General features: G+C 70.9%; 13 protein-coding genes. 1 reads left to right on the top strand and 12 read right to left on the bottom strand.

The window, feature by feature from the left end:
- From sucD to Q0L15_RS02610, 3 genes are all read right to left on the bottom strand, one after another.
- Positions 1–861 (bottom strand): succinate--CoA ligase subunit alpha (gene sucD / locus Q0L15_RS02620; RefSeq protein WP_296602033.1); only part of this gene is annotated, 861 nt, incomplete at its 3' end.
- Positions 862–878: 17 nt separating this feature from the next.
- Positions 879–2,039: an ADP-forming succinate--CoA ligase subunit beta gene (gene sucC / locus Q0L15_RS02615; protein WP_296602032.1), complete on the bottom strand. Its 1,161-nt coding sequence runs from the start codon at positions 2,037–2,039 to the stop codon at positions 879–881.
- Positions 2,040–2,229: 190 nt separating this feature from the next.
- Positions 2,230–2,673 (bottom strand): cobalamin B12-binding domain-containing protein, encoded by a 444-nt coding sequence (locus Q0L15_RS02610; protein ID WP_296602030.1) that lies wholly within the window; start codon positions 2,671–2,673, stop codon positions 2,230–2,232.
- 189 nt (positions 2,674–2,862) lie between these two features.
- On the opposite strand from Q0L15_RS02610, the gene Q0L15_RS02605 reads away from it, so the two are divergent.
- Positions 2,863–3,927, top strand: coding sequence for a peptidoglycan DD-metalloendopeptidase family protein (locus tag Q0L15_RS02605; RefSeq protein ID WP_296602028.1), 1,065 nt, complete (start codon positions 2,863–2,865; stop codon positions 3,925–3,927).
- A 6-nt stretch (positions 3,928–3,933) separates the two neighbouring features.
- Here Q0L15_RS02605 and pcrA read toward each other — a convergent pair whose 3' ends face one another.
- From pcrA to Q0L15_RS02560, 9 genes are all read right to left on the bottom strand, one after another.
- Positions 3,934–6,327: a DNA helicase PcrA gene (pcrA, locus tag Q0L15_RS02600; protein WP_296602034.1), complete on the bottom strand. Its 2,394-nt coding sequence runs from the start codon at positions 6,325–6,327 to the stop codon at positions 3,934–3,936.
- A gap of 81 nt (positions 6,328–6,408) precedes the next feature.
- Positions 6,409–6,885 (bottom strand): hypothetical protein, encoded by a 477-nt coding sequence (locus tag Q0L15_RS02595; RefSeq protein WP_296602027.1) that lies wholly within the window; start codon positions 6,883–6,885, stop codon positions 6,409–6,411.
- A 10-nt stretch (positions 6,886–6,895) separates the two neighbouring features.
- Positions 6,896–7,258 carry a response regulator gene (locus Q0L15_RS02590; RefSeq protein WP_296602025.1) on the bottom strand — a complete coding sequence of 121 codons (363 nt, stop codon included), beginning with the start codon at positions 7,256–7,258 and terminating at the stop codon, positions 6,896–6,898.
- A 47-nt stretch (positions 7,259–7,305) separates the two neighbouring features.
- Entirely contained in the window at positions 7,306–7,758 is a 453-nt protein-coding gene (locus tag Q0L15_RS02585) for a chemotaxis protein CheX (RefSeq protein ID WP_296602024.1), read from the bottom strand.
- Entirely contained in the window at positions 7,755–8,117 is a 363-nt protein-coding gene (locus tag Q0L15_RS02580; protein ID WP_296602023.1) for a response regulator, read from the bottom strand. Before Q0L15_RS02580 ends, Q0L15_RS02585 begins: the two co-directional genes overlap by 4 nt.
- A 20-nt stretch (positions 8,118–8,137) precedes the next feature.
- Entirely contained in the window at positions 8,138–8,974 is an 837-nt protein-coding gene (locus Q0L15_RS02575) for a protein-glutamate O-methyltransferase CheR (protein ID WP_296602022.1), read from the bottom strand.
- Positions 8,971–10,071, bottom strand: a complete 1,101-nt coding sequence (locus Q0L15_RS02570) for a chemotaxis response regulator protein-glutamate methylesterase (RefSeq protein ID WP_296602021.1) — start codon at positions 10,069–10,071, stop codon at positions 8,971–8,973. The genes Q0L15_RS02575 and Q0L15_RS02570 overlap by 4 nt, the downstream gene beginning before the upstream one ends.
- Before the next feature lie 122 nt (positions 10,072–10,193).
- Complete coding sequence (locus tag Q0L15_RS02565) at positions 10,194–11,102, bottom strand: hypothetical protein (protein ID WP_296602020.1); 909 nt, start codon at positions 11,100–11,102, stop codon at positions 10,194–10,196.
- A gap of 39 nt (positions 11,103–11,141) precedes the next feature.
- Positions 11,142–12,764 carry a methyl-accepting chemotaxis protein gene (locus tag Q0L15_RS02560; protein WP_296602019.1) on the bottom strand — a complete coding sequence of 541 codons (1,623 nt, stop codon included), beginning with the start codon at positions 12,762–12,764 and terminating at the stop codon, positions 11,142–11,144.
- Positions 12,765–13,005 lie beyond the last annotated feature (241 nt).

Genomic DNA, 13,005 nt, shown 5'->3' with positions numbered 1-13,005 from the left:
GGCGGTCTCGGACGGCGTCTTGCCGACCTTGACGCCGACGGCCTCGAGGGCCTCCTTCTTCGCCTGGGCGGTGCCCGAGGAGCCGGAGACGATCGCGCCGGCGTGGCCCATCGTCTTGCCCTCCGGGGCGGTGAAGCCCGCGACGTAGCCGACGACCGGCTTGGTCACGTGCTCCTTGATGTACGCCGCCGCCCGCTCCTCGGCGTCGCCGCCGATCTCGCCGATCATCACGATCGCCTTGGTGTCGGGGTCGGCCTCGAACGCCTCGAGGGCGTCGATGTGGGTGGTGCCGATGATCGGGTCACCACCGATGCCGATGGCGGTGGAGAAGCCGTAGTCCCGCAGCTCGTACATCATCTGGTAGGTCAGCGTGCCCGACTTGGAGACGAGGCCGACCGGACCGGTGCCCGCGATCGTGGCGGGCGTGATGCCGGCCAGCGACTCGCCCGGCGTGATGATGCCGGGGCAGTTGGGCCCGATCATCCGGGTGCCACCGACGTTCGCGTCGCTCTGCAGGTAGGCGAAGACCTCCGCGGTGTCCTGGACCGGCACGCCCTCGGTGATGACCACGAGCAGGCCGATGCCGGCGTCGATGGCCTCGATGCAGGCGTCCTTGGTGAAGGCCGGCGGCACGAAGACCACCGACACGTCGGCGCCCGTCTCGGCCATCGCCTCCGTGACGGTGCCGAACACGGGCAGGTCCTTGCCGCCCAGCTCGACCGAGGTGCCGGCCTTGCGTGCGTTGACGCCGCCGACGATCTGGGACCCCGCCTCGACCATGAGGGTGGTGTGCTTGGAGCCCATGCCACCGGTCATGCCCTGGACAATGATCTTGGAGTCCTTGTTGAGGTAGATCGACATTCTTCTGGTCTCCAGTCTCAGGCGTTCGCGAGCTCGGCGGCCTTGTCGGCGGCGCCGTCCATGGTGTCGACCATGGTCACGAGGGGGTGGGCGGCCTCGGTGAGGATGCGGCGACCCTCGTCGACGTTGTTGCCGTCGAGACGCACGACGAGCGGCTTGGTGGCCTCGTCGCCGAGGATGTTCAGCGCGCCGACGATGCCGTTGGCGACCTCGTCGCACGCGGTGATGCCGCCGAAGACGTTCACGAACACGCTCTTGACCTGCGGGTCGCCGAGGATGACGTGCAGGCCGTCGGCCATCACCTGGGCGTTCGCGCCGCCACCGATGTCGAGGAAGTTGGCCGGCTTGACGCCGCCGTGCTTCTCCCCGGCGTAGGCGACCACGTCGAGCGTGGACATGACCAGGCCCGCGCCGTTGCCGATGATGCCCACGGAGCCGTCGAGCTTGACGTAGTTGAGGCCCTTGTCCTTGGCCTGCGCCTCGAGCGGGTCCTCCTCCTCGCGGATCGCGAACGTCTGGTGGTCCTCGTGGCGGAACTCGGCGTTCTCGTCGAGCGAGACCTTGCCGTCGAGCGCCTCGAGCTTGTCACCGGCCAGCCGCGCGAGCGGGTTGACCTCGACGAGCGTGGCGTCCTCCTCGACGAAGACCTTCCAGAGCGCCATCACCGTCTGCACGGCCTGCTCGGTCAGCTCGGCGGGGAACTTTGCGTCCGCCACGATCTCGCGTGCCTTGGACTCGTCGACACCGGCGCCGGCGTCGATCGGGATCTGCCGCACGGCGTCGGGGTTGGTCTTGGCGACCTCCTCGATCTCCACACCACCCTCGACGCTGGCGATGCAGAGGTACTTGCGATTCGCACGGTCGAGCAGGAACGAGAAGTAGTACTCCTCCTCGATGCTCGCGGCCGGCGCGATCAGCACCCGGTTGACCCGCAGACCCTTGATCTCCATCCCCAAGATCGCCTCGGCGTGAGCACGGGCCTCCTCCGGGGTCTTGGCGAGCTTGACGCCGCCCGCCTTGCCGCGGCCGCCGGCCTTCACCTGCGCCTTGACCACCACCACGCCGAGCTTCTCGGCCGCAGCCTGCGCCTCGTCGGGGGTGTTGGCGACGATGCCGAGGGTGACCGGTACGTCGTGCTTGGCGAAGAGCTCCTTCGCCTGGTACTCCATCAGATCCACTGATCCACCATGTTCCTCTTATCGGAGCGGGCGGACGCGCTGTTCGACGTCCGCGCGCCGCTTGGGATGTCGCTCGGGTGTCCTCGGGCACCCTAGTCCGCGCTCAGGCGTACGACGAGGCCCGGCGGACGTGACGCATGGCATATGTGCCCGGGCACATAGACCCGGAAACGGGGTGGGGCCGCCCGGGTCAGCCCGCGGCGCTGGCCGCGAAGTGCTCGGCCACCCACCCGGTGATCTCGGTGGTGGCGGCACCCGGGGTGAACACCTTCGCGACGCCGAGCTCCTCGAGCAGGGGGATGTCCTCCTCGGGGATGATGCCGCCCCCGAAGATGACGATGTCGGAGGCGTCGCGCTCCGCGAGGAGCTCGGCCAGCCGCTTGAAGAGCGTCATGTGGGCGCCGGAGAGCACCGAGAGCCCGATCAGGTCGGCGTCCTCCTGGATGGCGGTCTCGACGATCTGCTCGGGCGTCTGGTGCAGCCCGGTGTAGATGACCTCGTGGCCGGCGTCGCGCAGCGCGCGGGCCACGATCTTGGCGCCTCGGTCGTGGCCGTCGAGGCCGGGCTTGCCCACCACGATCCGGAGCCGCGTCGCGCCCGTCGAGGGGGGCGCCGTAGGTGTCGTCGAGGTCATGCTGGCAGGCTAACCCACGCATTGATCGGCGCCGTGACTCTCGCCACGTCGAGGGCCGCTCCACCGCTCGCGCGGCCGGTAGTACCCGGTTTTCCTCCACATGATTCCCCCGAACGTTTCTCGCGCCCGTGATCTTTCCGTTACAGTCGGGCGTCGCCGTCTGAACCCCGAACAGCGGAGAACGAATCTATGGGCAACCACCGAGCGGAACGTCGCGGCTCCAGCCGCCGTCCCTCGGGCCTCGCGACCCCGATCGAGGCCACCACCCAGATCGACCCCGTTGTGACCTCGGCGGCCGCCTCGCCGGTGACCCCGTCGGTCGCAGGCAAGCGCAAGGCGGTCAAGCCGGCCAAGGCGGTCAAGCCCGCGAAGGCGCCGAAGCCCGTCAAGCCGGCCCAGGTCGCCGCGCGCACCGAGACCCGCGTCGAGATCCGCGCCGCGGTTCCTGTCGAGGGCACCGCACCGGCGCGTGAGGACGCTGCCCCCGGCCGTCGAGCGCACCGTCACTCGGCCCCCCGTGGTCCGCTGTTCCGTGGTCTCCCCTCTCCCCCGATCCTGATCGGCGTCGCCGCGCTGGCCATCTCCGCGGGCGGCGCGATCACGGCCGCCAACGGCGGGCTGGACGACCAGGCCCCGCGCTTCAGCCAGGCGAGCGCCCTCAGCGGCGCGAGCGACGTCTCGCGGGTCAGCCTGATCGACCGCAGCACCGTCAGCCGCGACTCCCGCCGCGACGCGCTCGACGACAAGGCCGACGCCAAGCTCGTCGCCGAGGTCGAGGACCAGGCCCGCCAGCGCGATGCAGCCCTGGCCAAGATGGCCCAGCTCGCCGAGCAGCAGGCCGACAAGCTGAAGCTCAACCAGTGGGTGCTCCCGGTGGCCGGCTACCACCTCACCGCCGGCTTCGGCGAGTACAGCGGCCTGTGGTCGCACTACCACACGGGCCTGGACTTCGCGGCCCCCAGCGGTACGCCCATCGTGGCCATCGCCAACGGCGTGGTCACCTCGGTCGGCTACGACGGCGCCTACGGCAACAAGACCGTCATCACGCTCGACGACGGCACCGAGCTGTGGTTCTGCCACCAGACGTCCTACACGGTCAACGCCGGCCAGGAGGTCCGTGCCGGCGAGGTGATCGGGTACGTCGGCTCGACCGGCAACGTGACCGGCCCGCACCTCCACCTCGAGGTGCGCCCGGGTGCCGGCGACCCGGTGGACCCGTACCAGGCGCTCGTGGTCCACGGGCTCCAGCCCTAGCGAGTCCTACAGCTTCTCGACCGGCGCGTAGCGCAGCAGCAGCCGCTTGACGCCCTCGGAGCCGAAGTCGATCGAGGCCACGGCCTTCTCGGCGACGCCCTCGAGCGCCACGACGGTGCCCATGCCGAACGAGTCGTGCAGCACCCGGTCGCCGGGCTCGAGGCTGGGGATCTCCCGGGCGGGCTTGGCGCGGGCGGCGGCGTCGGCGCGGACCGCGGCCGCCGAGAAGTTGCGGCGCCCCGCGGCGGTGGGCGAGCCGAGACGGGCCGCGGACCCGCTGGCCAGGTCGGGGCGACCCCACCGGGTCTGGGCGGCCTCGGTGCGCCGCCAGTCGACCAGGTCGACGGGCAGCTCGTCGAGGAACCGTGAGCCGGGGTTGTGCGAGGGCGCGCCCCACGCGGAGCGCACGACGGCCCGGGAGATGTAGAGCCGCTCGCGGGCCCGGGTCAGGCCGACGTACGCCAGCCGGCGCTCCTCCTCGAGCTCGGGCTGGTCGCCGAGCGACCGGGCATGGGGGAACACGCCGTCCTCGAGGCCGGTCAGGAACACCACGGGGAACTCCAGGCCCTTCGCGGTGTGCAGGGTCATCAGCGTGACGACGCCGGCGTCGTCGGGGTCGTCGTCGGGGATCTGGTCGGCGTCCGCGACCAGGGCCACCCGCTCGAGGAAGTCGCCCAGGCCCGGCGCCACCGTGCCCGCGTCGACGTCGGCGGGATCGGCGGACGGACCGGCCACCGGGTCGTCGGCGAACTCGCGAGCCACGGCGACGAGCTCGGCGAGGTTCTCCAGCCGGGTCTCGTCCTGCGGGTCGTCGCTCTCCTCGAGGGCGGTGAGGTAGCCCGAGCGCGCCAGCGTGGTCTCCAGGATCACGTCGGGGCGCTCTCCCCCGTCGACCATCGACTGGAGCTCCTCGATCATCGCGACGAAGCCCTGGATCTGGCTCAGCGACCGGGTCGCCAGCCCCGGGGCGTCCTGCGCGCGGCGCAGGGCCTCCCAGAACGTCGTCCGGTCGCGCTCGGCGAGTGCGTTGACGCAGGCGACCGCCCGGTCGCCGATGCCGCGCTTGGGCGTGTTGAGGATGCGGCGCAGCGACACCTGGTCGGCCGGGTTGACCAGCAACCGGAGGTAGGCCAGCGCGTCACGGACCTCGCGCCGCTCGTAGAAGCGCACGCCGCCGACGACCTTGTAGGGCATCCCGAGGCGGATGAAGATCTCCTCGAAGACCCGGGACTGGGCGTTGGTGCGGTAGAAGACGGCGACGTCGCCGGGCCGGTGGGCCTGGGCGTCGGTGAGCCGGTCGATCTCCTCGGAGACGAACCGCGCCTCGTCGTGCTCGTCGTCGGCGACGTAGCCCACGATCCGCTCGCCGTCGCCGGCGTCGGACCACAGCCGCTTGGGCTTGCGGCCCTTGTTGTGGCCGATCACGGCGTTGGCGGCGTTGAGGATCGTCTGGGTCGAGCGGTAGTTCTGCTCGAGCAGGATCGAGGTGGCGTTGGGGAAGTCCTGCTCGAAGTCGAGGATGTTGCGGATGTTGGCGCCGCGGAAGGCGTAGATCGACTGGTCGGCGTCACCGACCACCATCAGCTCCGCGGGCGCGACCCGCTCGACGGCCGGGTCGACGTCCTCCATCTGCTCGGCGCAGAGCTGGTGGATGAAGGCGTACTGCGCGTGGTTGGTGTCCTGGTACTCGTCGACCAGGACGTGCCGGAACCGCCGGCGGTAGGTCTCGCGCACCTCGGGGAACTGCTGGAACAGGTGGACCGTGAACATGATCAGGTCGTCGAAGTCCAGCGCGTTGGCCTCGCGCAGCCGGCGTTGGTAGAGCGTGTACGCCGCGGCGTAGGTCTCCTCCAGGTGGTTGCGGGCGTCCTTGGTGGCGTCCTCGGGGTCGTGCAGCTCGTTCTTGTGGTTGGAGACCCAGTGCAGGAGCGCGCCGGGCTGGTAGCGCTTGGGGTCCAGGTCGAGGTCGTTGCAGACCAGCGTCATCAGCCGCTTCTGGTCGGCGGCGTCGTAGATGGAGAAGTTGGACTTGAAGCCCAGCTTCTCCACTTCCTTGCGCAGGATCCGCACGCACGCGGAGTGGAACGTCGAGACCCACATGATCCGCGCGCGCCGGCCGACGAGGTCCTCGACCCGCTCCTTCATCTCGGCGGCGGCCTTGTTGGTGAACGTGATGGCCAGCACCGAGCCGGGGTGGGCCCTGCGCTCGGAGATCAGCCACGCGATCCGCCGGGTCAGCACCCGGGTCTTGCCGGAGCCTGCTCCGGCGACGACGAGCAGCGGAGCGCCCTCGTGCACCACCGCGGCCCGCTGGGGGTCGTTGAGGCCCTCCAGCAGCTCCTCGCGCGAGGGTCCACGACGGGTCGGCTCGGGCCCGTCGTGGGCGGGCGGGGCGGGCATGCCGGGCAGGGGGATCGAGATGCTCATGCTGCCCGCCAGCCTACGTGCCTCCACCCCCGGCTCGGGGGCGGTGGGCGAGGGTCAGGAGAACACCGTGACGATCGACAGCGTCCCGCTGCCGTAGCCCGCGACCTCCAGCGTCACGTCCTCGCGGGCACCGACGGTCGCCGCGCAGGAGGCGATGTGCGGCGGCAGCGGGTCGGCCGGCGCCAACGTGGTGGAGAGCCGCTGGTGGACCCCGGACGCCTCCCCGATCGGGGCGGCGAGGACGTTGAGGATCTCCGACACGTTCTCGAAGAGGTTGTCGGGCAGCACGCCGTCCTCGATCGCCGCCTCCGCCCCGCCCTTGGGGATCAGGGCGAGCGCGGCTCCGGCGTACGCCGCGAGCGGCAGGTCCATCACCGCGAGGAACGCGAGCTGGTGGTGGGGGTCGATGTACGTCGCCACCACGGGGCGGGGCGCATCGAGGCTGATCGGGGTCCCGTCGCCGACGGCGACGTCGCGGCCGAGCAGGCCCTCGAAGACGTCCTTGATCAGCTTGCGGTCGGGAAGACTCATGATCTCCTCCTCAGCCGAGCATGCCGACGAGTGCCGACTCGAAGTGCTCGGGCGTGAACGGCTTGGCGATGAGGAACAGCGCGCCGGCGGCCTGGGCGGTCTCGCGCATCTCCTCGGAACCCTCGGACGTGACGAACCCGAACGGGACGGGGTTGCCGCTGCCGCGCAGGTCGCGCAGCAGCTCGATCCCGGTCTTGTTCGGCATGTTCCAGTCCGAGAGGACCAGGTCGGGCTGCTCGGTGACGACCTTGTCGAACGCGTCCGCGCCGTCGGTCGCCTCGACGTAGTCGTGGTGTCCGAAGCCGGCCTGGCGCAGAGTGCGCATCACGATCTGCCGCATCACGCGGCTGTCGTCGGCGATGATGACCTTCATGGTCGGGTGCCTCCTCGATGGCGGGTGGTCAGTGGGTCAGGAAGCCGTCAGGCGGCGGGGGCGTCCGGCACGATCTGCACGTGCACCGGCGCGCCGCGCCAGGAGACGACCAGGCTCTCCTCCGATGCCGGCGGCGAGGCGCTGGCGCGGACGCCCGGGAGTCCCAGCGTCATGGCGCCGTCGATGGCGCCCTTGACGCTGCCGCCGACGACGTTGAGCACCTCGCCCACGGCGTCGTGCACGTCGATCTCGTCGATGACCTCGTCGGGGCCCATGCCCAGCAGCGCGCTGGCGATCTGAGCGGCGACGTCGCGGTCACAGGTGAGCACGAGACGACCGTTCCAGCCTCCGCGGATCTCGATGTGGGCCTGGAGCCCGGTCTCGAACTCGGCCGGCACGCCCTCCGGCCAGGGATCGGCCGCCTCGAAGAGCATGGATCCCCACACCTGCTCGATGGCGGCGTGGACGAGCGCCTGGTCCGGCGCGCTGTAGAGGGTCATGAGTGATCTCCTACGGGGGTCGGGAGGAGCCCGAGCAGGTCGAGCTTCTCGACCAGGGCGTCGCCGGTGAACGGCTTGATGAGGTACTCGTGGGCACCGGCGGCCAACGCGCGCACGATCCGGTCCTGCTCGCTCTCGGTGGTGACCATCATCAACGTGATGGACCGCCACTGGACCTGCTTGCGGACCTGGGTGATGAACGTGAGCCCGTCCATGACCGGCATGTTCCAGTCCACGCACGCGAGGACCGGCAGGTCGCCGTCGAGGGACGCGAGGACGTCCAGGGCCTCCTGGCCGTCACCGGCTTCGACGGTCTCGAATCCCGCATCAGCCAGGATGCGCCCGACGATCCTTCGCATGGCGCGTGAGTCGTCAACGATCAAGGCACGCATGTGCGCTGTTCCTCTCTGATCCGGTACACGGAGGACCGCCCGGCCGGTACCCGTTCCCAGGCGTCGTCGACGCCCATGGTCATTTCCGCCGCCCCCAGGAACAGGTGCCCGTCCGGTGCCAGCACCTGGCGGACGCGACGCAGGATGTCTCGCTTGGTCGCGAGATCGAAGTAGATGAGCACGTTGCGCAGGAAGACGACGTCGAACTTCCCCATCGCCGGGAACGGGCGCATCAGGTTGAGCTGGCGGAACTGGACCTGCGCGGCGAGTGCCGGGTTGATCCGCCAGTTGAGGCCGGCGCGTTCGAAGTGCCGCACCAGCGTGGTGGCCGGGAGGCCTCGGTTGACCTCCAGCTGGGAGTACTCCCCCTTGCGGGCCCGTTCGAGCATCTCCAGCGAGAGGTCGGTGGCCAGCATGTCGATCTTCCAGCCGGCGATCTCGGGGGTGTCCTGGGCCGTCATCAGGATGCTGTAGGGCTCCTGCCCGCTGGAGCAGGCGGCGGCCCAGACCCTGATCTCGTGCTTGGTGCGAGTCTTGGCCAGGGTCGGGAAGACCGACTGCCGCAGCGCGGTGAACGGATCGGTGTCGCGGAACCACGACGTCTCGTTGGTGGTCAACGCCTCGACGACCAGCCGCATCGACGCGGGGTTGCGGCGGGTGGCGAGCTCGGCGACGAACGCGTCGACGTCCTTGTGACCACCCTGGCGGGCCAGCGGCACCAGGCGCGACTCGACGAGGTACTCCTTGCCGGGCTCGAGCACGATGGCGCTCTCCGCCCGCACGAGCTCGCGGACGAAGGTGAAGGCCTCGTGGCCGATGGTCATGACGAGGCTCCAGCCGGGACGAGGGACGGACGTTGACGGGCGAGCCGGCGCAGGATCTCGGGACCGAGCTCGAGGAGGGGAAGGACGCGTTCGGCCAGCCCCGCGGTCGCGACGGCCCCGGGCATCCCCCAGACGACCGAGGTCGCCTGGTCCTGGGCCAGGACGCTGCCGCCCTTCTCGACGATCACCCGGGCGCCCTTGCAGCCGTCGGAGCCCATCCCGGTCAGCACGACGCCGAGGACGGCCGGCCCGACCGCGGCGACCGCGCTGCGGAACAGCACGTCCACCGCCGGACGGCAGTAGTTCTCGGCCGGCGCCTGGGTCAGCCGGGTGCGGAGACCGTCGGCGTGCGGCGCCACCTCGAGGTGGAAGTCACCCGGTGCGATCGCGACGGTGCCGGGACGCAGCGGTACGCCGTTCTCGGCCTCGACGACCTCGAACGGCAGCTGACGGTCGAGCCGACCCGCGAACTGCTTGGTGAACAGCGGCGGCATGTGCTGGACCACCGCGACCGGGACCGACAGCGGCGGCAGTGTGTGGAGCAGGGCGCTGAGCGCCTCCGGCCCTCCGGTGGAGCTGCCGATGACCAGCAACCGGTAGCCGCCGAGCGGCGGGTGGGAGGGAGCGTGCAGCTGGACGGGCGCGGTCGGCGCGACGGTCAGGCCGGCCGGGTGCGGCGAGACCCCGACGCGCGGAACCAGGGACTTGATCCGCGGGATCAGCGCCTCACGGACCTGCTCCATCGAGCGGCCCACGCTGCCGACGTTCGCGGGCTTGGGGACGTAGTCGGACGCGCCTGCGGAGAGGGCGTCGAGGGTCGCGACCGCACCACGCTCGGTCAGCGTGCTGAACATGATGATCGGCACCTTGTTGCCGGTCGCCCGGATCGCACGCACCGACTCGATGCCGTTCATCTCCGGCATCTCGATGTCCATCGTCACGATGTCCGGCTTGAGCTGGGCGACCTTCTGCACCGCAGCGCGACCGTTGACCGCGGTCCCGACGACCTCGATGTCGCGGTCGGCGGCCAGGAGGTCGGACACCAGCTTGCGGATGACCACGGAGTCGTCGACGACGAGCACCCTGATGCCGGGCATGCGCATCCCCTCCTTCCGTCCCCCCGGGCGGCGGACGTAGTGACCATCGGCGAACCGCGCCGAGTCCTGAGGAGTGCGTCGCGAGGTTGTCCGACCGGTCTGCTCCGGACGCCGCCGGCCGCTCAGACGACGGAGAGGGGCCCGTCGGAGCCGTGGACGAGGTGCCAGGGCCGCATCAGCACGGCCGAGGTCCGGGCCGGGAGCAGGTCGGCGACCACCACGGCCTGGATGACTCCCGAGACGGCGTTCCACACGCCGTACGCCGCGTCGCGAGGCGTCAGGCCCCCGCGCTGGAAGGCGATCACGCCCGCGAGCTGCGCGTCGCACGCGAGCCGGAGCCGGTCGGCCATCGAGACCGCCCAGCTCGCCTGGTGCATGGCCGGCGCCCACTCGGCCGTGCGGAGCCGCTGCTCGTCGACCACCCGCCGCCACGCGGAACGGGTCGACTCGTCGCTGGCGGCGAGCCGGTCGAGGACCCGGTCGAGCCGGGCCATCCCGGTCGAGGCCGTCTCGTCGCGGGTCGCCAGGTCGGCTCGCAGGTAGGGGGTGGCCATGGCCCGACGTACGCCGGCGTCGAGGCGGTCGCCGAGGAAGCCGCTGATCGCTGCGTCGGCGAGCACGTCGGCCGCCGAGGAGGCGGTCGGGTCCTGGACGGCCATCGGACCGCTGTGCAGCCAGGTCCAGTCGAGGAGGTCGTGCCGGAGGAAGTGGTCGAGCGCGTGGGTGTCACCCAGCAGGCTGGTCTCGAGGCGGCGCAGGAGCGTGGAGGCGCCGGTGGTCACGGCCTCCTCGACGGCCTCGCCGGCCAGCGGCAGCACCGAGCGCACGGTGGCCGCCCGGGCGTCGGCTCGGGCGGTGGCCTGGAGCCAGGGGCCCCGGGCCACCGCACCGGGGTGCTGGGCGGCGCACCGGTCGAGGTCCGCGGCGTCCGCGGTCAGCGCGGTGCGGAGCACCGCGGCGGCCTGGTGGCCGCGAGCGAGACGGGCCAGGTCGAACCCGAGGGCATGCGCTCCGACGAGGGAGTAGGGCATGAGCGCCTCCCCCTCGTCGGTCGCCGTCGTGATCGAGGATCAGGCCGTGAAGCCGGACACTGCTGCCCGCAGGTCGTTGGCCATCCTGGCGAGATCATCCACCGCGGTGCGCGTCTGCGCCAGCGCCTGGGTCGTGGAGTCCGCCGCAGCGGAGACGCCGGAGATGTTGGTGGCGATCTCGCCGGAGCCGGTCGAGGCCTCCGCGACGTTGCGCGACATCTCGTTGGTCGTCGCGGTCTGCTCCTCCACCGCCGAGGCGATCGTGAGCTGGTAGTCGTTGATCGAGGAGATGATCGTCGAGATCTCACCGATCGCCTCCACCGCACCACCGGTGTCAGCCTGGATCGCCTCCACCCGGCGCGCGATGTCCTCGGTCGCCCGCGCCGTCTCCTGCGCCAGCTCCTTGACCTCGTTGGCCACCACCGCGAAACCCTTGCCGGCCTCACCAGCACGAGCCGCCTCGATCGTGGCGTTCAACGCCAACAGGTTCGTCTGCTCCGCGATCGAGGTGATCACCTTCACCACGTTCCCGATCTCCTGGCTCGACGCCCCCAGCTTGCCCACGGTCTCGTTGGTCAGCTCCACCTGCGACACCGCCTGCGACGCCACCCGAGCAGCCTCGTTCGCCGAGTGCGCGATCTCCCGGATCGACGCACCCATCTGCTCCGAACCAGCCGCCACCGTCTGCACGTTGCGCGAGACCTCCTCAGCAGCACCCGACACCACACCCGCCTGCACCGAGGTCTCCTCAGCACCCGCAGCGATCTGCTGCGACGACGCCGACAGCTCCTCCGACGCAGCCGCCACCGCATCCGCCGAACCCACCACCGTGCCGATGAGGTCGCGGAGCCGGTCGACGGCGGTGTCCAGGCTCTGGGCCATCAGGCCGACCTCGTCCTTGGACGAGACCTCGGCGTGCTGGGTCAGGTCGCGCTCGGCGAGCGCATCGGCGACCTTCTTGACCTTGGCCACCTTGCGGGTCAGCGCGCTGGCGGTCACCCAGCCGAGCAGGACGGCGAGCGCGACGCCGGCCACGAGCAGGATGAGGCTGAAGGTCCGGCTGCTCTCGTACGACGTGCGGGACTGCGCCGCGGCTGCGGCGGCGTCCTTGCCCTCGAGGTCCACGAGCGTGCCGATGTCGCTCATCATCGACGCCGTGATCGGGCTCACCTGGGTTTCGTTGGCCTTGAGCCAGGCGGCCCGGTCGCCGTCGATCGCCAGCGGCTCCATGACGGTGTGCTGCACGGTGACGTACTGGTCCACCGAGGCCGACAGCCGGTCGAAGATCTCCTGGCGCTTCGCGTCGAGGCCGCCGGCGGCGTACTGGCCCGCAGCCTCGTCGAACGCCGCCCTCCCGTCCTTCTCGATCGCGTCGATGGCGGCCTTGGAGTCGTCCTCGCTCAGGGCGATGAGCGCGTCGCGGGCGCTCTGCCGCATCTCGTAGATCGCACCCCGCATGTCCGACGCCGCCGTCGCCCCCACGAAGTTGTCGGCGTAGATGGCGTCGGCGCGGTCGGCCGAGCCACTCAGAGCGTTCAACCCGACCACACCGACCACGACGGCGACCACGGCCGTGACGAGAACGGCGGCGAGCACCTTGGTGCGGACACCGAGGTCCCCCACCTTGTGCAGGAGTGAGCGTCGTGCGGGCGTGCTGGTCATCGCGGGGTCCCCCGGTAGGTCGTGTGAGTGAGTCAGTCGGCCGCACGACGTCGTCGTCGCGCTGCCAGAGGTCAGCGGCGGAAGCGAGCGACCTCGGTGCGCAGGTCCTGCGACATGCGGGCGAGCTCCTGGATCGCGGTCAGCGTCTGGTTGACCGCCTGCGTCGTGGTGTCGGCCGCGGCCGCCACGCCGGAGATGTTGGTGGCGATCTCGCCGGAGCCGGTCGAGGCCTCCGCGACGT

The organism is Nocardioides sp. (assembly GCF_024509035.1).
Lineage (GTDB): Bacteria > Actinomycetota > Actinomycetes > Propionibacteriales > Nocardioidaceae > Nocardioides.
This window is presented reverse-complemented; position numbering and strand designations above follow the sequence as displayed.

What these genes read in the sequence shown, in the direction of transcription:
- Q0L15_RS02610 (WP_296602030.1), bottom strand. Translation starts at nt 2,673, where the DNA reads ATGACCTCGACGACACCTACGGCGCCCCCCTCGACGGGCGCGACGCGG.
- Q0L15_RS02605 (WP_296602028.1), top strand. Translation starts at nt 2,863, where the DNA reads ATGGGCAACCACCGAGCGGAACGTCGCGGCTCCAGCCGCCGTCCCTCG.
- pcrA (WP_296602034.1), bottom strand. Translation starts at nt 6,327, where the DNA reads ATGCCCGCCCCGCCCGCCCACGACGGGCCCGAGCCGACCCGTCGTGGA.
- Q0L15_RS02595 (WP_296602027.1), bottom strand. Translation starts at nt 6,885, where the DNA reads ATGAGTCTTCCCGACCGCAAGCTGATCAAGGACGTCTTCGAGGGCCTG.
- Q0L15_RS02590 (WP_296602025.1), bottom strand. Translation starts at nt 7,258, where the DNA reads ATGAAGGTCATCATCGCCGACGACAGCCGCGTGATGCGGCAGATCGTG.
- Q0L15_RS02585 (WP_296602024.1), bottom strand. Translation starts at nt 7,758, where the DNA reads ATGACCCTCTACAGCGCGCCGGACCAGGCGCTCGTCCACGCCGCCATC.
- Q0L15_RS02580 (WP_296602023.1), bottom strand. Translation starts at nt 8,117, where the DNA reads ATGCGAAGGATCGTCGGGCGCATCCTGGCTGATGCGGGATTCGAGACC.
- Q0L15_RS02575 (WP_296602022.1), bottom strand. Translation starts at nt 8,974, where the DNA reads ATGACCATCGGCCACGAGGCCTTCACCTTCGTCCGCGAGCTCGTGCGG.
- Q0L15_RS02570 (WP_296602021.1), bottom strand. Translation starts at nt 10,071, where the DNA reads ATGCCCGGCATCAGGGTGCTCGTCGTCGACGACTCCGTGGTCATCCGC.
- Q0L15_RS02565 (WP_296602020.1), bottom strand. Translation starts at nt 11,102, where the DNA reads ATGCCCTACTCCCTCGTCGGAGCGCATGCCCTCGGGTTCGACCTGGCC.
- Q0L15_RS02560 (WP_296602019.1), bottom strand. Translation starts at nt 12,764, where the DNA reads ATGACCAGCACGCCCGCACGACGCTCACTCCTGCACAAGGTGGGGGAC.